Annotated in this window: 17 protein-coding genes; 10 read left to right on the top strand and 7 right to left on the bottom strand. The window is 69.9% G+C overall.

What is annotated here, in order from left to right:
* Positions 1-30 precede the first annotated feature (30 nt).
* Genes ACT3UL_RS17650 through ACT3UL_RS17640 form a run of 3 tightly spaced genes read right to left on the bottom strand, consistent with a single transcriptional unit; the run spans position 31 to position 2,596 of the window.
* Positions 31-657, bottom strand: a complete 627-nt coding sequence (locus tag ACT3UL_RS17650; RefSeq protein ID WP_444579660.1) for a dihydrofolate reductase — start codon at positions 655-657, stop codon at positions 31-33.
* The gene (locus ACT3UL_RS17645) at positions 654-1,457 is read right to left on the bottom strand and encodes a thymidylate synthase (protein WP_444579659.1); all 804 of its coding nucleotides are present in this window, start codon (positions 1,455-1,457) and stop codon (positions 654-656) included. The genes ACT3UL_RS17650 and ACT3UL_RS17645 overlap by 4 nt, the downstream gene beginning before the upstream one ends.
* Positions 1,454-2,596 carry a LacI family DNA-binding transcriptional regulator gene (locus tag ACT3UL_RS17640; RefSeq protein WP_444579658.1) on the bottom strand — a complete coding sequence of 381 codons (1,143 nt, stop codon included), beginning with the start codon at positions 2,594-2,596 and terminating at the stop codon, positions 1,454-1,456. Before ACT3UL_RS17640 ends, ACT3UL_RS17645 begins: the two co-directional genes overlap by 4 nt.
* 201 nt (positions 2,597-2,797) lie before the next feature.
* Here ACT3UL_RS17640 and arfA point away from each other — a divergent pair, with 201 nt between their 5' ends.
* The 9 genes from arfA (at position 2,798) to ACT3UL_RS17595 (ending at position 12,425) form a co-directional block, all read left to right on the top strand.
* The gene (gene arfA / locus ACT3UL_RS17635) at positions 2,798-4,318 is read left to right on the top strand and encodes an arabinosylfuranosidase ArfA (protein WP_444579657.1); all 1,521 of its coding nucleotides are present in this window, start codon (positions 2,798-2,800) and stop codon (positions 4,316-4,318) included.
* Positions 4,319-4,510: 192 nt separating this feature from the next.
* The gene (locus tag ACT3UL_RS17630) at positions 4,511-6,163 is read left to right on the top strand and encodes an alpha-N-arabinofuranosidase (RefSeq protein WP_444579656.1); all 1,653 of its coding nucleotides are present in this window, start codon (positions 4,511-4,513) and stop codon (positions 6,161-6,163) included.
* A 217-nt stretch (positions 6,164-6,380) separates the two neighbouring features.
* Entirely contained in the window at positions 6,381-6,728 is a 348-nt protein-coding gene (locus ACT3UL_RS17625) for an ArsR/SmtB family transcription factor (RefSeq protein WP_444579655.1), read from the top strand.
* On the top strand, positions 6,725-7,249 hold the full coding sequence (locus ACT3UL_RS17620) for an SRPBCC domain-containing protein (RefSeq protein WP_444579654.1): 525 nt from the start codon (positions 6,725-6,727) through the stop codon (positions 7,247-7,249). Before ACT3UL_RS17625 ends, ACT3UL_RS17620 begins: the two co-directional genes overlap by 4 nt.
* On the top strand, positions 7,246-7,836 hold the full coding sequence (locus ACT3UL_RS17615) for a TIGR03086 family protein (protein ID WP_444579653.1): 591 nt from the start codon (positions 7,246-7,248) through the stop codon (positions 7,834-7,836). The genes ACT3UL_RS17620 and ACT3UL_RS17615 overlap by 4 nt, the downstream gene beginning before the upstream one ends.
* A 139-nt stretch (positions 7,837-7,975) precedes the next feature.
* Positions 7,976-8,824 carry a sugar phosphate isomerase/epimerase family protein gene (locus ACT3UL_RS17610; protein WP_444579652.1) on the top strand — a complete coding sequence of 283 codons (849 nt, stop codon included), beginning with the start codon at positions 7,976-7,978 and terminating at the stop codon, positions 8,822-8,824.
* A 92-nt stretch (positions 8,825-8,916) separates the two neighbouring features.
* On the top strand, positions 8,917-9,873 hold the full coding sequence (locus ACT3UL_RS17605) for a dienelactone hydrolase family protein (protein ID WP_444579651.1): 957 nt from the start codon (positions 8,917-8,919) through the stop codon (positions 9,871-9,873).
* Between the two features lie 124 nt (positions 9,874-9,997).
* Positions 9,998-10,495 (top strand): hypothetical protein, encoded by a 498-nt coding sequence (locus ACT3UL_RS17600; protein ID WP_444579650.1) that lies wholly within the window; start codon positions 9,998-10,000, stop codon positions 10,493-10,495.
* Positions 10,496-10,715: 220 nt separating this feature from the next.
* Positions 10,716-12,425, top strand: coding sequence for a ribonuclease J (locus ACT3UL_RS17595; RefSeq protein ID WP_444579649.1), 1,710 nt, complete (start codon positions 10,716-10,718; stop codon positions 12,423-12,425).
* A gap of 101 nt (positions 12,426-12,526) precedes the next feature.
* Here the strand turns inward: ACT3UL_RS17595 and ACT3UL_RS17590 are convergent, their stop codons facing one another.
* The 3 genes from ACT3UL_RS17590 to ACT3UL_RS17580 form a co-directional block, all read right to left on the bottom strand.
* Complete coding sequence (locus ACT3UL_RS17590) at positions 12,527-13,258, bottom strand: MerR family transcriptional regulator (protein ID WP_444579648.1); 732 nt, start codon at positions 13,256-13,258, stop codon at positions 12,527-12,529.
* Positions 13,259-13,289: 31 nt separating this feature from the next.
* Entirely contained in the window at positions 13,290-13,934 is a 645-nt protein-coding gene (locus ACT3UL_RS17585; RefSeq protein WP_444579647.1) for a hypothetical protein, read from the bottom strand.
* Between the two features lie 134 nt (positions 13,935-14,068).
* Complete coding sequence (locus ACT3UL_RS17580; RefSeq protein ID WP_444579646.1) at positions 14,069-14,953, bottom strand: helix-turn-helix domain-containing protein; 885 nt, start codon at positions 14,951-14,953, stop codon at positions 14,069-14,071.
* Between the two features lie 55 nt (positions 14,954-15,008).
* On the opposite strand from ACT3UL_RS17580, the gene ACT3UL_RS17575 reads away from it, so the two are divergent.
* The gene (locus ACT3UL_RS17575; RefSeq protein ID WP_444579645.1) at positions 15,009-15,929 is read left to right on the top strand and encodes a phytanoyl-CoA dioxygenase family protein; all 921 of its coding nucleotides are present in this window, start codon (positions 15,009-15,011) and stop codon (positions 15,927-15,929) included.
* Positions 15,930-15,982: 53 nt separating this feature from the next.
* Here ACT3UL_RS17575 and ACT3UL_RS17570 read toward each other — a convergent pair whose 3' ends face one another.
* Complete coding sequence (locus ACT3UL_RS17570; protein WP_444579644.1) at positions 15,983-17,659, bottom strand: DUF222 domain-containing protein; 1,677 nt, start codon at positions 17,657-17,659, stop codon at positions 15,983-15,985.
* Positions 17,660-17,915: the final 256 nt, after the last annotated feature.

The raw sequence follows: 17,915 nt of genomic DNA, 5'->3' as shown, positions 1-17,915 counted from the left end.
CGGGTTGTGCCTCGGAGGGACGGCCGGCGATCAGCGGCGGTAGGTGAGGATGCGGTAGCGCAGACCGTTCTTCGCCTCGTGCCACCCGTTCTCCGGGTCGGCCACCGGCGTGCCGAGGCGATCCGGCACCGCTGGCGCCGTGGTGTCCCCGTCGACCTCGAGGTCGATCTCGGTGACCACCAGCAGGTCGGCGTCCTCGATCGCTTCGCGGTACACGGAGCCGCCGCCGATCACCCAGATCACCGGGCGGGAGTCGGCGTCGGACGGTCCGTCGGTCGCGGACGCCGGCGCGGTGGCTGCGCCGGCCTCGGGCGAGGTCGTCGCCACCGTCTCCTGCGCGATGCGCAGCGCATCCCCCAGGTCACGAGCACGCACAGCGCCCTCGTCGGCGAAGGCATCGTCGCGGGTGATGACGATGTTGGTGCGCCCCGGCAGGGGCCGGAACTTCGGCGGGAACGACTGCCAGGTGCGTCGGCCCATCACCACGGGCGAGCCCTTCGTGGTGCGCGAGAAGTGCTTGAGGTCCTCGCTCAGGTGCCAGGGCATCGTGCCGGCGGCGCCGATCACGCGGTCGCGGGCCTGCGCCCAGATCAGTCCGATACGGGGGGAGTGCTCACTGCTCGCGCCGCCACCTGCCGGGGAGTTCGCCGCGCTCACACCGCCACCGGGGCCTTGATGCCCTTGTGGTGCTGGTATCCCTCGATCTCGAAGTCCTCGAGCTCGTAGTCGAGGATCGACTCGGGTCGGCGCGCGATCTTGAGCGTGGGGTACGGGAACGGCTCGCGGGAGAGCTGCCGGGTCACCTGTTCGACGTGGTTGTCGTAGATGTGGCAGTCGCCGCCGGTCCACACGAAGTCGCCCACCTCGAGGTCGGTCTGCTGGGCGATCATGTGCGTCAGCAGCGCGTAGCTGGCGATGTTGAACGGCACGCCGAGGAACAGGTCGGCGCTGCGCTGGTACAGCTGGCAGGAGAGCTTCCCGTCGTGCACCTCGAACTGGAACAGCGCGTGGCAGGGGGCCAGCGCCATCTTCGGAATGTCGGCCGGGTTCCAGGCCGAGACGATCAGGCGGCGCGAGTTTGGGTTCGTGCGGATCTGCTCGACGACGTCGCTGATCTGGTCGATCACGCCGCCGTCCGCCGTGGGCCAGGAGCGCCACTGCGCGCCGTAGATCGGGCCGAGGTCGCCGTTCTCGTCGGCCCATTCGTCCCAGATGCTCACGCCGTGCTCCTGCAGCCAGCGCGCGTTGGTGTCCCCGCGCAGGAACCACAGCAGCTCGAGGATGATCGAGCGGGTGTGCACGCGCTTCGTGGTGATCAGCGGGAAGCCCTGGGTCAGGTCGAAGCGGATCTGCTTGCCGAAGAGGCTGCGGGTGCCGGTGCCGGTGCGGTCGCTCTTGGCGTTGCCGGTCTCCATGACCTCGCGCAGCAGGTCCTCGTACGGGGTCGGGATGGTCACCAGGGGAGCTCCTCGCGGTCGTGCGCGTCAGTGGCGTCAGGAAGGGTGGATGAGGGGGTGGTCGGAGTGTGGCCGCCGGCTGCAGGCTCCGTGGAATCACGGATCACCAGCGAATACGGGGTGTCGACGATCCGGGGCGGCCCGTCGAACCCTTGGATGCGCTCGGTCAGCAGATCCAGCGCGGTGGCGGCGAGGGCGTGCTTGTCCGGGGAGATCGTGGACAGCGGGGGCGAGGCGAACGGGGCGTCGGGCGTGTCGTCGTAGCCGATCACGGCGATGTCCTCCGGGACGCGACGGCCCAGTCGGCGCAGGTGGGCGAGGACCCCGATCGCGAGGTCGTCGTTGCCGCAGACGATCCCGTCGAGGTCCGGGTGCCGGGCCATCAGGTCCTGCGCGCCGGCGAACCCGTCGTGGCGATGCCAGTCGTCCACCGCCTGCACGAGGCTGGGATCCGGCTCGACCTTGTGCTCCCGCAGGGCGGCGAGGTAGCCGTCCCGGCGCAGGGAGCCGGAGCTGTGCGGCTGCAGGCCGTGCTTGGTGGCGATCGCACCGAGGAACGCGATGCGCCGCCGACCCGTCTCGAGCAGGTGGGTCGTGGCGTCGAAGGCTGCGGCGACGTTGTCGATCCGTACGTAGTCGCTGCCGTGGGGGAGCTTCTCGGGCAGGTGCTCGCCGATGAAGACGGTGGGCTGCGTGGTCTGCTCCATCCGGGCGAACACCTCCTCCTCGATCAGCAGAGGATTGAAGATCACGCCGTCGCCGACCACGCGGTTGAACCCCTCGAGCACGGTGCGCTCGGCCTCCCGGCCGCCCGACGTCGAATGCAGGACGACGGTCTGGCCGCGCCGCTGCGCCTCGTCGATGAACTGCTGGGCGAGGTCGGAGAAGTAGGAGAAGGTCAGGGCCGGCACCGCGAGCGTGATCATCTTCGAGGCCCCGGTGCGCAGCTGCTGCGCCGCGGCCTGCGGGCGGTAGCCGACCTGCAGGATCGCTTCGCGCACCGTCTCGCGGGTCGAGTCCTTCACGTGCGGGTAGTCGTTGACCACGTTGGAGACGGTCTTGATCGAGACGCCCGCGAGCTCGGCGACGTCGCGCAGCGCCGGAGGGCGCTTGCGGCCGGAAGCGGGGTGCAGGGGCATGGGGTCGATTCTCGCACCTGAGGACAGGCGCGCGGACGACCTGGCGCGGCGAGCGGCCGGACAGGGTGCGCCGACCGGATCCCGGAGACCCGTTGACGTGGTCACACGGGTATGGAAAGGTTATTGCAACGTTGTAGAACTTTCCGTCGCACAGCTGCGCACGGACCGGTTCCCCTACCTTCGAGAAGGACGCCGACACCGATGTCTTCGCACGTCACCCTCACTCTGAACCCCTCCTTCCGCGTCGCCCCCGTGCGCCGCCGCACCTTCGGCGCGTTCGTCGAGCACCTCGGCCGCTGCGTCTACACGGGCATCCACGAGCCGGGCCATCCGACGGCCGACGAGGACGGCTTCCGCACCGACGTCCTCGAGCTCACCCGCGAGCTCGGCGTGAGCTCCGTGCGCTACCCGGGCGGCAACTTCGTCTCCGGCTACAAGTGGGAGGACGGCGTCGGCCCGGTCGAGGACCGCCCCGTGCGCCACGACCTGGCCTGGCACTCGAGCGACCCCAACACCGTGGGTCTGGACGAGTTCATGACCTGGGCGAAGAAGGCCGGCGTCGAGCCGATGTACGCCGTGAACCTCGGCACCCGCGGGATGGAGGAGGCGCTGGACGTGCTCCAGTACGCGAACGCCCCGCAGGGCATCGCCCTCTCGGACCAGCGCGCCGCCAACGGGCATCCCGAGCCCTACGGCATCTCGATGTGGTGCCTGGGCAACGAGATGGACGGCCCCTGGCAGGCCGGTCACAAGACGGCCGAGGAGTACGCCCGTCTGGCGACCGAGACCGCCCGCCTCATGCGTCAGGAGGATCCGGACCTCGAGCTCATCGTGTGCGGCTCCTCCAACTCCCAGATGCCCACCTTCGGCGCCTGGGAGAACACGGTCCTCACCGAGGCGTACGACCAGGTCGACATGGTCTCCGCCCACGTCTACTACTCCGAGAAGGACGGCGACCGGGCCTCCTTCCTCGCTTCGGCCGACGACATGGACCACTTCATCGACTCCGTCGTGGCCACCGCCGATCACGTGCGCGCGAAGCTCAAGCGCGACAAGCGCATCATGATCAGCTTCGACGAGTGGAACATCTGGTACCAGCACCGCGCCGAGTCCCGCCCGCCCAGCGGTGACGACTGGCCCGTCGCCCCCGTGCTCCTGGAGGACACCTACAGCGCGATGGACGCGGTCGTGTTCGGCAACCTGCTGATCTCGCTGCTGCGCCACAGCGACCGCGTCGCCTCCGCCTCGCTCGCCCAGCTCGTCAACGTGATCGCCCCGATCATGACCGAGCCCGGCGGGTCCGCCTGGAAGCAGACCACCTTCCATCCCTTCGCGCTCACCTCCCGCTACGCGGTGGGCGAGGTGCTCGACGTGCGCCTGGACGCCCCGAGCTTCGAGAACCAGCGCTTCGGCTCGAGCTCTGCGGCGGACGCCGTCGCCACCTGGGACGACGACGCCGGCACGCTCGCAGTGTTCGTCGTGAACCGCGGGGCCGATACCCCTCTCGCCCTGGATGCGGACCTCGCCTCCTTCGGCGACCTCGAGGTCGTCGAGGCCCTCACCCTGCACCATGAGGACCCCTACGCCACGAACACCCAGGCCGCGCCCGAGACCGTGGTCCCGGCGGCCAACGACTCGGTGCGCCTCGAGGGAGGCCGCCTCGTCGGCGACCTGCCCGCGATCTCCTGGACCCTGGTGCGCCTGGCCCGCCCGGCAGCCTGATCCTGCCGCCTGATCCTGCCGCCTGATCCTGCCGCCTGACCCTGCCGCCTGACCCTGCCGCCTGATCCTGCCGCCTGACCCTGTCGACCGGTCCCGATCTGCTCCTCCCGCAGGAGTGGGTCGGGCCCGGCCCGCCTGCCTCGCACTCTCGCCGCACCCGTCCTTCCGCCCGACGCTCCCCGAGGAGAACCCATGACCGCCCGCGCCCGCACTCTCACCCCCGGACTGGTCTCGGCGCTGAGTCCGACCGCCACCGGATCCCAGGCCACCGGCGCCACCGGATCCGCCGGATCCGCCGGTCCGTCGAGCACGCCGACGGACGGCCCGGCCCGCGTGGTCGTCGACCTCGACCTGCCCGGATCCACCATCAGCCGCCACCTCTACGGCCACTTCGCCGAGCACCTCGGCCGCTGCATCTACGAGGGCTTCTACGTGGGCGAGGACTCCGAGGTCCCCAACACCCGTGGCATCCGCGACGACGTCGTCGCCGCGCTGCGCGCCCTTCAGATCCCCAACCTGCGCTGGCCCGGCGGCTGCTTCGCGGACGACTACCACTGGAAGGACGGCATCGGCCCCCGCGAGCAGCGGCCCCGGATGGTGAACTCCCACTGGGGCGACATCGTCGAGGACAACTCGTTCGGCACCCACGAGTTCATGGACCTCGTGGAACTGCTCGGCACCGAGGCGTACGTCAACGGCAACGTCGGCTCCGGCACGGTTGCCGAGATGAGCGAGTGGATCGAGTACCTCACCCGCGCCGACGACTCCCCGATGGCGTCCCTGCGCCGGGAGAACGGCCGGGACGAGCCGTGGAAGGTGCCCTACTTCGGCATCGGCAACGAGGCCTGGGGCTGCGGCGGCAACATGCGCGCCGACGACTACGCGGCCCTGGCCCGCCAGTACTCCACCTACGTGCGCGACCACGGCGGCAATGAGGTCACCCGCATCGCGGCAGGCGCCAGCGATGACGACTTCGCCTGGACCGAGGCGCTCATGCGCGCCGCCACGAACCTGGACAAGCGCGAGGGCAAGGCCGGCCCCTACCAGGCCATCTCGATGCACTACTACACGATGTCCGGCCCCTGGGGCGACAAGGGCAGCGCCACCGAGTTCACCGAGGAGGAGTGGTACCGCACCCTCTCCCGCGCCGCCCGCGCTGAGGAGCTCGTGGCCCGCCACGCGACCGTCATGGACCACTACGACCCCCACAAGAAGGTGGGCCTGGTGTTCGACGAGTGGGGCACCTGGTGGAACGTCGAGCCCGGCACCAACCCCGGCTTCCTGTACCAGCAGAACACCGTGCGCGACGCCCTCGTCGCCTCGATCCACTTCGACGGCTTCCACCGCCACGCGGACCGCCTGATCATGGCGAACATCGCCCAGACCGTGAACGTGCTCCAGGCGATGATCCTCACCGATCCCGACACCGGCGCCCTCGTCCTCACCCCCACCTATCACGTGTTCGCGATGAACGCCGGCCACCAGGACGCCCGCGCCCTGGCCGCCCACGTGCTCCTTCCCGAGGAGCCCGCCGAGGTCGACGGCCGCGCCCTGCCGATGATCTCCGCCTCCGCCTCCACCACCGGGACGACCGCGCTGATCTCGCTGTCCAACCTGGACCACGCACAGCCCCGCACCCTCGTGCTGGACCTGCGTGGACGCACCGTCACCGGGCACACCGCCCGCGTGCTCACCGGCGCCACCTCTGCCGCGCACAACACCCCCGAGCAGCCCGACGCGGTCGCCCCCGCACCGCTGACCGACATCCGTAACCACGAGCGCGGCCTCGAGATCACCCTGCCCCCGCACTCCTTCGTGACCGTGGAGCTCCAGCTGGGGGAGTGACGCGGGGCCCTGGGGCTCAACGCCCGGCCCGCCACGGGACCAGCCGTGCTCAGAAAGGTTCCCCTGACAGGGAACCTTTCTGAGCACAGCCTGGTGAGGGGCCGTCGTGCGGTGGGGGCGCTGCCCCCTCGGAGCTGCTTGTCAACCAGGTGGTTGACTATGGTGTCGCGGCGGCGTAGCGTCACCTTTATCAACCGAACAGTTGAGAAAGGGAGGGATGGACGACGACACCTTGTCGAGGGCCTTCGCCGCCCTCGCTGATCCCACGCGGCGGGACCTCGTCTCGCGCCTCACCCTCGGTGACGCCGCCGTCGGCGAGCTCGCCGCCCCCTATGACATGTCCCTGCAGGCCGTGAGCAAGCACATCGCGGTCCTCGAATCGGCGGGTCTCGTCACCCGTCGGCGCGACGCCCAGCGGCGCCCCGTCCACCTCGACGCCGAGGTGCTGGGGGAGCTGACCCAGTGGATCGACCGCCACCGCACTGCCGCGGAGGCGCGACTGTCCCGCCTCGACGCCGTCCTCCATGACCCGAGCAGCACCGACTCCCCGGAGCGCGCACCATGACTTCCACCGACCATCGGAACCTCACCGAGCACCTGACCACCGCCACCATCGCCGCCGACCCCGAGGTCCCCCTGATCCGCATCACGCGGGACTTCCACGCCACCCCGGCCCAGTTGATCCGCGCCCACACCGACCCCGAGCTGTACGCGCAGTGGGTCGGCCCGGAGAGCCTCTCCACCCGCATCGACCACTGGGATGCTCGCACCGGCGGCTCCTGGGCCTTCACCAACATCCGCGGGGACGAGCGGTTCTCCTTCCATGGCAGCTTCCACGAGATCACCGAGGAGCGCATCGTCCAGACCTTCACCTTCGACGGCTGGCCCGAGGGTGTCTCCCTGGAGACCATGCGCTTCGAGGACCTCGGCGACGGGTGGACCCGGATGCACAGTCAGTCGCTCATGGATTCCTTCGAGGGGCGCAACCAGATGCTCGACAGCGGCATGGACGTCGGGGTTCACGAGGGATATGCGGCGCTCGATGCGCTCCTGGCGACCACCGTCACCACGGAGGGTGCCCGATGAGCACCTCCCTGACCCAGCTGCCGCCCGCCGAGAAGTACCGCGCGATCGCCTCCGGCTTCACCGCGACCGTCGAAGGCGTCACCGACTGGGACGCCCCCACCCCTGTCGCCGAGTGGCGCGCCCGGGACGTCGTGGACCACCTGGTCACCTGGCTGCCGGCGATGATCCATGGCGGCTCGACGTTCCGCTTCGAGGAGGGTCCGTCGGCCGATCGGGATCCCGTCGGCGCGTGGACCCATCTCGACAACCAGCTCCACGCCCTGTTCGGGGACCCCGCTGCTGACCGGCACCTCCACTCGAACCCGCACACGGGGTCGGATCGGCCGCTGCCCGGGGTGATCGACGAGTTCTTCACCGGGGACGTCTTCTTCCACACCTGGGACCTCGCCCGCTCCTCGTGGCAGGACGATCGCCTCGACCCCGGCATGGTCCACGACGCCTACGCCGGGATGAGCGCGATGGAGGAGTACCTGCGTCCCACCGGCCAGTTCGGGCAGCAGCAGCCGGTTCCGGCCGACGCCACCGAGCAGGAGAAGCTGTTCGCCTTCCTCGGCCGCGACCCGCGGTGGACCCCGCCGCAGGCGTGATCCCGTCGGCCCGGTGACGTCCCGACCGGGACGCGGCCGACGCCGGTGGTCGGACCGTGCTGGTGGCGGCCCAATCCCACCTGGCGGACAGTGTGCCCCGGATCACCACGTGGGAAGGATTCGGGCATAGGCTTTCCGGATGTTCTCGAACCTCTCGGCCGGCGCTCTCGGCCTTCCCCTGGACCACCCCACCTCGATCGACCTCGCCGCGAAGCACGGCTTCGGCGGCGCCGACCCCGATCTCAGCTACTTCCGCACCCTGGGCGGCACGGCCGCCGTCGCCGAGCACGCCGCCTCCGTGCAGGAGAAGGGCCTCGAGTGGGGGATGGCCGGCCTGCCCGTCCCGCTGGACGCCCCGGCTGCGGAGTTCCGCGACGCGCTCGTCGACCTCCCCGAGTCCCTCGAGCTGCTCCGGGCGGCGGGCGTGACCCGCGTGGGCACCTGGATGCGGCCGATGCACGACGACCTCGACTACCCGCGCAACTGGCGCCTCCACGTGAGCCGCCTGGCCCTCGTCGCCGAGCTGCTGGCCGACGCCGGCCTGCGCATCGGCCTGGAGTACATCGGCCCGAAGACCTTCTGGTCCACCGAGCGCTACCCGTTCATCCACTCCCTGCGCGAGGCGCGTGAGCTGATCGCGGATTCCGGCGCGAGCAATGTCGGGATCATCCTGGACAGCTACCACTGGTACACCGCCGGGGAGAGCGCCGAGGACCTGGCCGGTCTCACCGACGCCGACATCGTCTCGGTGGACATCAACGACGCCCGCGCCGACCGCGAGCGCGATGAGCAGCAGGACCTCGACCGCCGCCTGCCCTATGACACCGGGGTCATAGACCTCGCCGGCTTCATGGGCGCCGTCCACGCCGCCGGCTATACGGGCCCCGTGAAGGTGGAGCCCTTCATGAAGTCCCTGGCCGAGCAGCCCGTCGACGACGTGCTCGCCGACATCTCCGCCCGGCTGGATCGGGCCGTCGCGGGGGAGTGACCCTTCCCGCTGTGAGGACCTGCCTGCTGTGAGGACCTGCCGCGCGCCCGTCCGTGGGACGGGTGCCCGCATCCCGATGACGAGGAGAACGCATGGTCACCCGATCCACGAGCTCTGACCTGCTCCGCGAGCGGCTGCGCACGCTGCTCGGTCTCGACGCCGAGTTCGCCGAGGGGTCTGGCGACGCGAGCCTCGTCGGTCCGACGAGCGGATCCTCGACCACGGGGGCGGCGTCGGCGCCCGAACCAGTCCTCGTGCAGGTCCTCACCGCCGACGGCGACGAGATCCCCGCCTTCCTGCTGCGTCCGGAGCCTGACGTCGCGACCGGCGCTGCCGTGGTGCTCGTGGCCGGGCACGGCCGGGGAATCGACGATCTGGTGGCCATGGATCCGGCCGACGAGTACCACGACGGTCTCGCCCACAAGCTGGTCCGGGCCGGCTTCACGGTGCTGTGCCTGGAGATGGTCAGCTTCGGCAGGCGGCGGTTCGCGCAGGCCGACGGCGCGGATGCCTACGAGCCCGCCGAGAACACCTGCGGCATCGACGCGGCCCGGCACCTCCTGCACGGGCAGCCGGTCATGGGGCATCGGGTGGCCGACGCCCGCGCCGCCGTGCAGGCGCTGCGCCAGGTCCCGGGGGTGGACCCCGGCCGGGTCGCCGTGGCCGGTGGATCCGGCGGCGGAGCCGTGGCGCTGCTGCTCGCCGCTGTGGACCCGACGGTCTCGGCGGCACTGGTCGCGACCTACTTCTGCACCTTCGAGGCGAGCCTGTGCTCGATCCGCCACTGCCCCTGCAACATCGTCCCGGGCCTCCTGCCCGACCTCGAGATGGCGGACATCGCCGCCCTGATCGCCCCGCGTCCGCTGGTCCTCGAGGCAGGGGAGCGGGACCCCATCTTCCCGATCGCGGCGACCCGGGCCTCCTTCGCGCGGCTCGCGGGCGTGTGGGAGGAGCACGGGGCGGTGCCGCCGGAGCTCGTGGTCACCGACGGTGGGCACGCGTTCCGCGCGGACCGTTCGCTCGACGCGTTGGTCGAGCGGATCGCCTGAGGCGGGGATCGCCTGAGGTGCGGATCGTCTGAGGTGCGGAACGATAGAGCGACGGCGTGCCTGGTTCGTCTCAGTGCAGGCCGTCGGCCCCACCCGCCCCGTCGGCCGCAGGAGGATGGTGACCATGACTGGTGATCTCCGTGCTCCCGGCGGCTTCCGGGACGACCTGCTGTTCCGCGACGACCTGCTGTTCCGGGGGCTCGCGCTGCTCTGGGTGATCACCGGCGGCCTGGTCGCCGCGGTGACCGGTCCGCTGGGACTGGAGCACGGCTCCTGGTCCGCGGCCTTCCAGGTGCTCGTGGGCGGGGTGCTCCAGGCGGGACTCGGGATCGCCCAGCACGCGCTGTCGCCGCGAGGCCCGTCGGCCCGGACCCTCGTGGCCGAGGTGCTCACCTGGAACCTGGGCTGCCTCGCCGTGATCGCGGGAACCCTGCTCACAGCGCCCCTGATCGTCGACGGCGGCGGTCTGCTGCTCGTGGCCGCGCTCGCCCTCATGATCCGCACCGTGGGGCGTGGCGGGAACGGGCCGGTCTGGGCGCTGTGGACCTACCGGGCCGTGCTGGTCGTGACGCTGGTCAGCATTCCCATCGGACTGCTCCTGGCGCACCTGCGCGCCGCCTGAACCCCGTTCCTCGACCCGCTTCGGAGCTGTGCGCTGGGGCGCCGGCTGCCAAGAAACCGACAGGGCGCGGCCATGGCGATTGTCTCCCCTTACGGAATGTCGTCGGCCAGATGGCCCTCACTGCCGTACGGTAAATGCTGTGAACGCTGCTGCGAGCTCTGCGACGCGCGCGTCACCCGACTCTTGAGACCCTGACCCTTCAACGAATCGAGATGCTTCTATGCCCTCCTCCGCAGCCCCTTCCGTAGCGTCTGCCCACCGCAAGCTCACCGCGCCCCCGCGCCTGGCCAAGAACGGCCTGCGCATCACGCCGCTCGGCGGTCTCGGCGAGGTCGGACGCAACATGACCGTGTTCGAGTTCGGCGGCAAGCTGATCATCGTCGACTGCGGCGTGCTCTTCCCCGAGGAGCACCAGCCGGGCATCGACGTGATCCTGCCGGACTTCACGTCCATCCGTGACCGCCTCGACGACATCGAGGCCATCGTGCTCACCCACGGGCACGAGGACCACATCGGCGGCGTGCCGTACCTGCTCAAGGAGCGGGCCGACATCCCCCTGATCGGTTCCGAGCTGACCCTGGCCTTCATCACGGCCAAGCTCAAGGAGCACCGCATCACCCCCAAGACCATCCAGGTCGAGGCGGGGGAGCACCGCAAGATGGGCGCGTTCGATCTCGAGTTCGTCGCGGTCAACCACTCCATCCCCGACGCCCTCGCGGTCGCGATCCGCACCAAGGCGGGCATGGTGCTGCACACCGGCGACTTCAAGATGGACCAGTTCCCGCTGGACGACCGGATCACCGACCTGCGCGCCTTCGCACGCCTGGGCGAGGAGGGTGTGGACCTCTTCCTCACCGACTCCACGAACGCCGAGGTCCCCGGCTTCACGATGTCCGAGCGCGATCTGAACCCCGCGATCGACCAGGTGTTCACCACCTCGCCGCGGCGGATCATCGTCTCGAGCTTCGCCAGCCACGTGCACCGCATCCAGCAGGTGCTCAACGCCGCGCACGCCAACGGTCGCAAGGTCGCCTTCGTGGGCCGCTCCATGGTGCGCAACATGGGCATCGCCCGCGACCTCGGCTACCTGACGATCCCCAAGGGTCTCGTGGTCGACTTCCGCAAGATCCAGTCGATGCCGGACCACAAGATCACGCTGATCTGCACCGGTTCGCAGGGCGAGCCGATGGCCGCGCTCGCGCGCATGGCCAACGGCGACCACCAGATCCGCGTCGGCGAGGGCGACACCGTGCTGATGGCCAGCTCGCTGATCCCCGGCAACGAGAACGCGATCTACGGGATCATCAACAAGCTCACCGACCTCGGCGCGAACATCGTCCACAAGGGCAACGCCAAGGTCCACGTCTCCGGCCACGCCAGCGCCGGCGAGCTCGTGTACTGCTACAACATCGTGCGCCCCAGCAACGTCATGCCGGTGCACGGCGAGTCCAAGCACCTGCACGCCAACGCCGAGCTCGCACGCCGCACCGGCGTCCCCGAGGACCGCATCGTCGTGGGCCAGGACGGCGTCACCGTCGACCTGGTGGACGGCCGCGCGAAGATCTCCGGCAAGGTCGAGGCCGGGCTGGTCTACGTCGACGGTCAGACCATCGGCACCGCCACCGAGGACACCCTCGCCGAGCGCCGTCTGCTCAGCGGCGGCGGCGTCGTCACCGTCGTGGCGCTGATCGACCCCAAGACCAACCAGCCGACCGAGCCGCTGGAGTTCCTCACCAAGGGCTTCGTGCACGACGACAAGACCTTCGAGGGCGCATCGACCCAGGTCGACAAGGCGCTCAAGCGCGCCAAGGACGACAAGATCGACGACATCGGTCAGCTCGAGGAGATCATCGTGGAGGCCGTCAGCGGCTACCTGCGACGCACCTACCGCCGCGAGCCCGCGGTCATGGCCGTCGTCGTCGACGCCTGATCACCAGCATCTCGTAGGGCCCTAGCATTTCGCAGGACCCAACAGGACCCTCGAAGGCCCCTCCAGCCCGCCCCGCGGCGGCGCCGGAGGGGCCTTCGTCGTCAGGGGCGATCTTCCGGTGCGTCCTCCTGGCGGATCTGCTCCAGGCACTGCAGCACGCGCAGCTGCGCCGGGTTGTACAGCTCCACCACCGCATGCGCCAGGATGAGCCCGGCGGAGGCCTCCCCGTGGGGTGAGCGCTTGGCGGCATCGACCAGTTCGGGGTGGTCGCGCCGCTGCCGTCGGGCTGCCGGTGCCATGCGTCGGGCGAGGTCGGCGACATCGGCTTCGGTCGCGTCCGAGGGGAGGCGGTCGAACTCGTCGTCGGTCGGATCCTGTTCCGACAGCGCCCGCCGGAATGCCTCCAGAGTCGGCTCGTCGAAGACCGTCGCGTAGACCGCGAGCAGGGACTGCTGTGTCGGGGAGAGCACCTGGGCCATCTCCGCGAAGCCGGGCGGGGTCTGCGCCGGTGCGTCGTGGGCGAGGAGCAGGGCCAGATCCTCGCGCACCCGCGTCAGACGTTCGATCGTCGAGCGGAGTTCCGCGTCGAGCGTTCGCAGCTCGTCGAGGGAGGCTGCATCGTCGTGGTCCATCGCGGCGATCTGCGTGAGCGGGATCCCCAGCTCGCGGAGGCGGCGGATCCGCAGCAGCCGCACCAGATGGGGGATCCAGTAGCGCTTGTAGCCGTTGCCGGACCTCTCGGGGTGGGGGAGCAGTCCTATGCGGTGGTAGTGCCGCACCGTGTTCACCGTGGTGTTCGCGATCCTGGCGAGCTGCTGCGTGCTCCACGCCATCTGACGATCCTTCCGGTTGCGGGGAGACGGGTCAGCCCGTCACAAGGAGGGGCACGAAGTATCTGAGGGAGAAGGCCTCGTAGATCGCGCCGACGACGAACAGCACGAGCGCGGGCACGGCGAGACGGCCGATGAGTCGCAGTCCGCGAGCATATCCCTGGCGCCGGTTGCGGGCCTCGACGGTTGCCGGCCACAGCCATGACCTGCCGAGCAGATAGGCGCCGAGCAGCAGGAGGATGTACGCCTGGAACTCGATGAGCAGGGTGAGGGAGTGCGGGATGAGGGTCATCGCGGTCACGTGGTCGGCCGGCGCGAGGGTGATGCCGGATCGCAGGGCGAAGTACGCGAAGAACGCGATGCCGGAGAAGGGCACGAGCAGGGAGGGCAGCAGGATCGAGGCGAGCGCGATCCTGCCGATGTTCACCGCGAAGATCACGGCCGCGAACAGCCACGGCCTGCTGATGATCGAGAGCACCAGGTCGGTGTCGCCGCTGGCGTCCATCGATCCGGTGGTCGCCGCTCTGAGGCCGGGGAACAGCAGGCCCAGCGCCATGCCGAGCAGGAGCAGCCCGTAGGCGAAGACGTTGAGGAGCAGGTAGGGGCGGAGGTGCGTGCGGAGGAGCTGGACCGGGGCGAACAGGGCGAACAGGCCGAACGGGGCGAGCATGCGTTTCATAGGCGGGCTCCGAGATCGTGGTGGGACGTGCGTGCGCGACGGCGTGCCTCGATCAGAAACCATGTTCCCACCACAGGGTCAAGGCCTGCTCGCTGTCCCCTCTCATGCGTCCTCGCGCGTGCGACCCCGTGCGCTCAGCGGTGCCGCGCGCGATGGGCCGACGGGCTCGCGCCGTGCAGAGCCCGGAAGCGGCGCGAGAAGTACAGAGCGTCGCGGAACCCCACCCGTCGGGCCACCTCGGAGACCGGTTCGCCGGTCATCTCCAGCAGACGGGCGGCGAGCTCCATCCGCTGTGCCTCGATGTACCGCGAGATCGGCGTGCCCACCTGCGCGGTGAACAGGTGCGAGAGGCGGGAGGGGGAGAGGTGTGCGACGTCGGCGAGGTGTGCGACGTCGAGGTCCTCGGTGAGGTGCGCATCGAGGTGCTCGAGCACTCTCAGCACGCGTTCGTCGAGCTGGCGCTGCCGCGAGTTCTGGGTGTCGTACCAGAGCAGGGCCGCCTCGATTGCGTTGAGGGCGAACAGCTCCGGGCGGCCGACGGCGAGGCGCGTGGCACGGGCGGCCCCGCGCAGCTGCTGCTGCACGCGCGCGGCCACCTCCGCGCCGAGGCGGATATGGCCGATACCGGACGCGGACCCCCCGGACGCGGACCCACCGGACGCGGACCCACCGGGTACCGCCTCGGGCCAGTCCAGCAGCGCGAGCCAGGTCGCGGGCGGGTGGACATGGCAGTACAGCAGGTGCCAGTGCCCGGCGGCAGGATCGGTGCCGTAGTCGTGCAGCGTGCCGGGATGCAGCAGCACGGCCTCGCCGGGCTCCGTGGCCAGCACGTGGGTCTCGGAGGTGCGCACGAGACCGCCGCCGCCGACGGTGTGCAGCAGCAGCCAGTCCGCGGTGCCCCGGGTGCGGCGCACGTGATACCCGGCATCCTGGTGGAACTCGCCGGCCAGCACCCGGCCGGTCTCCGGTGGCGGCACCTCGACCGGCGCGACCTGACGCTCGACAGCAGGATCGTCCATGTCCGTGACCTCCGATCACCTGGTCCGTCGTGGTCCAGGGAACCAGACTGACACCATGACCACTACTCAGGGAACCACTGCCCAGGGAACCACTACTCGGGGATCCACTGCCCAGGAAACCGTATCGGCGGCAGGCGCCGGAGCAGCCGGCGCGTCGGACCTCGTGATCCTCGACGCCGCCGGCGCGACGCCGGACCAGCTGGCGGCGGCGTACGAGGGCGGGGGTGCGGTGCACCTGCGCGGGGTGCTGAGCGCCGGGGAGATCGCCGAGCTCCGCGACGTCTTCACCACCCACATCGAGACCGACGGCACCGGCGGCGCGTTCGACGAGACCGGCGAGGATGATCCGCTGCACGCCTACCCGCGGATGATCCAGCCGCACCGTGATGACCACGCTCCGGGCGTGCTCGCGAGGCGCTGGCTGCTCGAGGAGCGCGTGATGGGTCGAGTCGTCGAGGCTGTCGGCCCCGTGTGGGCGGCGCAGTCGATGTTCTACTTCAAGCCGGCCGGTGCCCGCGGCCAGGCGATGCATCAGGACAACCTCTTCCTGCAGTCGCATCCCGAGACCTGCATCGCGGCCTGGATCGCGGTGGACGACTGTGACGCCGAGAACGGCGCACTGGGCGTCGTCCCCGGCACGCACCGCTACGAGATCGTCTGCCCGGAGGAGGCCGACGCGACCGAGTCGTTCACCTCCATCACCGTGAGCATTCCGGAGCATCTGTCCGTCGTGCAGACGGACATGAAGGCCGGCGACATGCTGATCTTCCACGGCAGCCTCGTGCACGGCTCCAAGCCCAACACCAGCGCCGACCGCTTCCGGCGTTCGCTGATCTTCCACTACATCCCCGAGGACAGTCGCGAGGTGGCGTCGATGTACCAGCCGTTGCTCGATGCAGCGGGTGACGAGGTGAGGATCGAGACCGCCGAGAACGGCGGGCAGTGCGGCGAAGGCTGGGTGCCGCGCAACCACTGACTGAGGGCGAGGGGGCTCCGTGGCGCTTGGGCAGGCGGGACCTGCGCCGACCCTCAGAACGGAGGGTCGGGGTGCGTTGCAGGATCCGTGTACGGGACCCTGACCGGCACGACATCGGCGAGCGGGATCGACGACGGATCCGGGACTGGAGCCACGGCCGGCTGTCGGGACCGGCTCGGCGTGGGGCCCGAGGTTCCGGCTGACGATGCGGGTGCGGCTGGTTCCGAGGACGCGTCCGGAAAGGATCCGGAGACTGGTGTCGGCAGCTGAACAGCGCCCCAGGACGGGTCTGGGGCTGGGGCTGGGGCTGGTGACTCGGCGTCCTGGAGGAGTCCCCGCCAGCGGGCGTCTTCCCACGCAAGCATCTCTTCGTAGGCATCCCACGAGTACTGGAGGGCGGCGGCGATCTCCGGGGTGAGCAGGTCCCGGTTCTGCCGTGCGGTGACGCGCTCGATCTCGCCGATGCGCCACGTGGTGCTGCCATCGGGTTCCCGAACCGGATCGAGAAGCCCTCGCGTCTTCATCTCATGGTGTTTCCAGCACAATCGATGGAAATTCTCGAGAGACGTCTGACCGCCCTTCTCGGGATTCGCGTGATCATATTCTTCGATATGGTCGGATTCCCCGACGGTGCAGACATTTCTGGTGCATCCGGGAACGGCGCAGACCGGGTCAAGGAGGCGGAGGTGCTCCTGCATCGTGGGGGTGGGGGAATACCTCGTGGGCGGGAGTGGGAGGTAGGCCCCAGTGGCCGGGTCGGTGAGGATCCGGTACCAGGTGGGTTCGTCGGCCGCGAGATGGCGGGCCATCGGGGCGGGCAGCGGGATCGTGCCGTCGATCGTGCCGGGAGCGTCGCACTCGCCGAGCAGTGTCATGGCGGGGACGATGACCTGGAGCCGGAACCTGCTGCCGGGCACCTCGACGCCTGCGGTGTCGAGCATGGTGCGGGTGAGGATCGCGTACCGCAGGGCCGCGAGGGTCATGTGGTGGCCGTCGCGGGAGACGTCCCCGTCGATGTCGAACGGAGCGGGGCGGCCTTCGTCGACCGCATGGCGCTGGTCGTTCTGGACGGCGCGGGCCGCGGCATCGAGGCGGTGCGAGAGGTCGACGATCTCGTGGACCGGTCCGGTGATGGCGAGGCGGGCGGTCCCGTCGTGGTCAGGGTTGACCTCGAGCCCGACGTTGCGCTGCTGGGCAGGGGTTTCACGCACCGCGGCCGCACCGAACCAGGCGATCAGCTTGCCCAGCTCACGGGTGAACCGGTCGGAGGGGATGTTGGCGAGGTCCCAGTCGGAGATGCGGTCATCGACCTGCCGGCACTGATCGGGCGTGAGGCGGCGTACGCGCCGGAGCATCTGCTCGAACCAGTGGGCCGGGAGGTCTCCGGCCTCGAGCCGGGCGAGGGTGTGCGGGAAGCCAATGACCGCGGTGTAGGCGGCGTGCAGCTGCGTGCTGGCCTGATGCACCGTGATCCGGCGGGCGTCGGCGACGAGGATCGCGTACAGATCACCGTCGTCGCTGGACTCGTCCCAGAGCATCGCCATCTTCCGGAGGTGCTCTGCGTAGGAGCGGGCTTCCGCCTGCTGGGCGGTGAACAGCTCCAGCGCCAGGTGCGCCTCGAGACACCCCGGCTCCATGAAGGAACGGGCGGCGAAGTCGTCGGGATCCAGGGGCTTGCGGGCGCGGACCACAGGTTCGGGCGGTTCCGTGCCGGCGGGCGGCTGCGTCATGATCGTCATCGCGCCGACGCCCCCTCCCTGGTCGTTCAGAATTCGACAATGAATTTTCTGCTGTTCCTTCTATTCTAGAAGGTTCTGGCTCGCGGGTCCAGTTTTATCTCCGATGTGGATGAATTTGTGGATAACCACCCTGTGTGGAGGAAAGGTGATTGCAGGGATTGTAGGGAGCGTGGAGGGAGATTCTGCGGCGAGAGCTACCGCGGGTCCCAGCTGAGCACGGCATCGACGAGCTGCTCGGTGGGCAGGG

The sequence above is a fragment of the Brachybacterium sp. 107 genome (genome assembly GCF_052379725.1).
Classification (GTDB): domain Bacteria; phylum Actinomycetota; class Actinomycetes; order Actinomycetales; family Dermabacteraceae; genus Brachybacterium.
The sequence above is the reverse complement of the archived record's forward strand: the minus strand, read 5'-3'. Positions and strand labels throughout refer to the sequence as shown.

Excerpts from the sequence above, each read along its gene's own strand:
- ACT3UL_RS17640 (WP_444579658.1), bottom strand. The coding sequence starts at position 2,596 with ATGCCCCTGCACCCCGCTTCCGGCCGCAAGCGCCCTCCGGCGCTGCGC.
- arfA (WP_444579657.1), top strand. The coding sequence starts at position 2,798 with ATGTCTTCGCACGTCACCCTCACTCTGAACCCCTCCTTCCGCGTCGCC.
- ACT3UL_RS17630 (WP_444579656.1), top strand. The coding sequence starts at position 4,511 with ATGACCGCCCGCGCCCGCACTCTCACCCCCGGACTGGTCTCGGCGCTG.
- ACT3UL_RS17625 (WP_444579655.1), top strand. The coding sequence starts at position 6,381 with ATGGACGACGACACCTTGTCGAGGGCCTTCGCCGCCCTCGCTGATCCC.
- ACT3UL_RS17620 (WP_444579654.1), top strand. The coding sequence starts at position 6,725 with ATGACTTCCACCGACCATCGGAACCTCACCGAGCACCTGACCACCGCC.
- ACT3UL_RS17615 (WP_444579653.1), top strand. The coding sequence starts at position 7,246 with ATGAGCACCTCCCTGACCCAGCTGCCGCCCGCCGAGAAGTACCGCGCG.
- ACT3UL_RS17610 (WP_444579652.1), top strand. The coding sequence starts at position 7,976 with ATGTTCTCGAACCTCTCGGCCGGCGCTCTCGGCCTTCCCCTGGACCAC.
- ACT3UL_RS17605 (WP_444579651.1), top strand. The coding sequence starts at position 8,917 with ATGGTCACCCGATCCACGAGCTCTGACCTGCTCCGCGAGCGGCTGCGC.
- ACT3UL_RS17600 (WP_444579650.1), top strand. The coding sequence starts at position 9,998 with ATGACTGGTGATCTCCGTGCTCCCGGCGGCTTCCGGGACGACCTGCTG.
- ACT3UL_RS17595 (WP_444579649.1), top strand. The coding sequence starts at position 10,716 with ATGCCCTCCTCCGCAGCCCCTTCCGTAGCGTCTGCCCACCGCAAGCTC.
- ACT3UL_RS17590 (WP_444579648.1), bottom strand. The coding sequence starts at position 13,258 with ATGGCGTGGAGCACGCAGCAGCTCGCCAGGATCGCGAACACCACGGTG.
- ACT3UL_RS17585 (WP_444579647.1), bottom strand. The coding sequence starts at position 13,934 with ATGAAACGCATGCTCGCCCCGTTCGGCCTGTTCGCCCTGTTCGCCCCG.
- ACT3UL_RS17580 (WP_444579646.1), bottom strand. The coding sequence starts at position 14,953 with ATGGACGATCCTGCTGTCGAGCGTCAGGTCGCGCCGGTCGAGGTGCCG.
- ACT3UL_RS17575 (WP_444579645.1), top strand. The coding sequence starts at position 15,009 with ATGACCACTACTCAGGGAACCACTGCCCAGGGAACCACTACTCGGGGA.
- ACT3UL_RS17570 (WP_444579644.1), bottom strand. The coding sequence starts at position 17,659 with ATGACGCAGCCGCCCGCCGGCACGGAACCGCCCGAACCTGTGGTCCGC.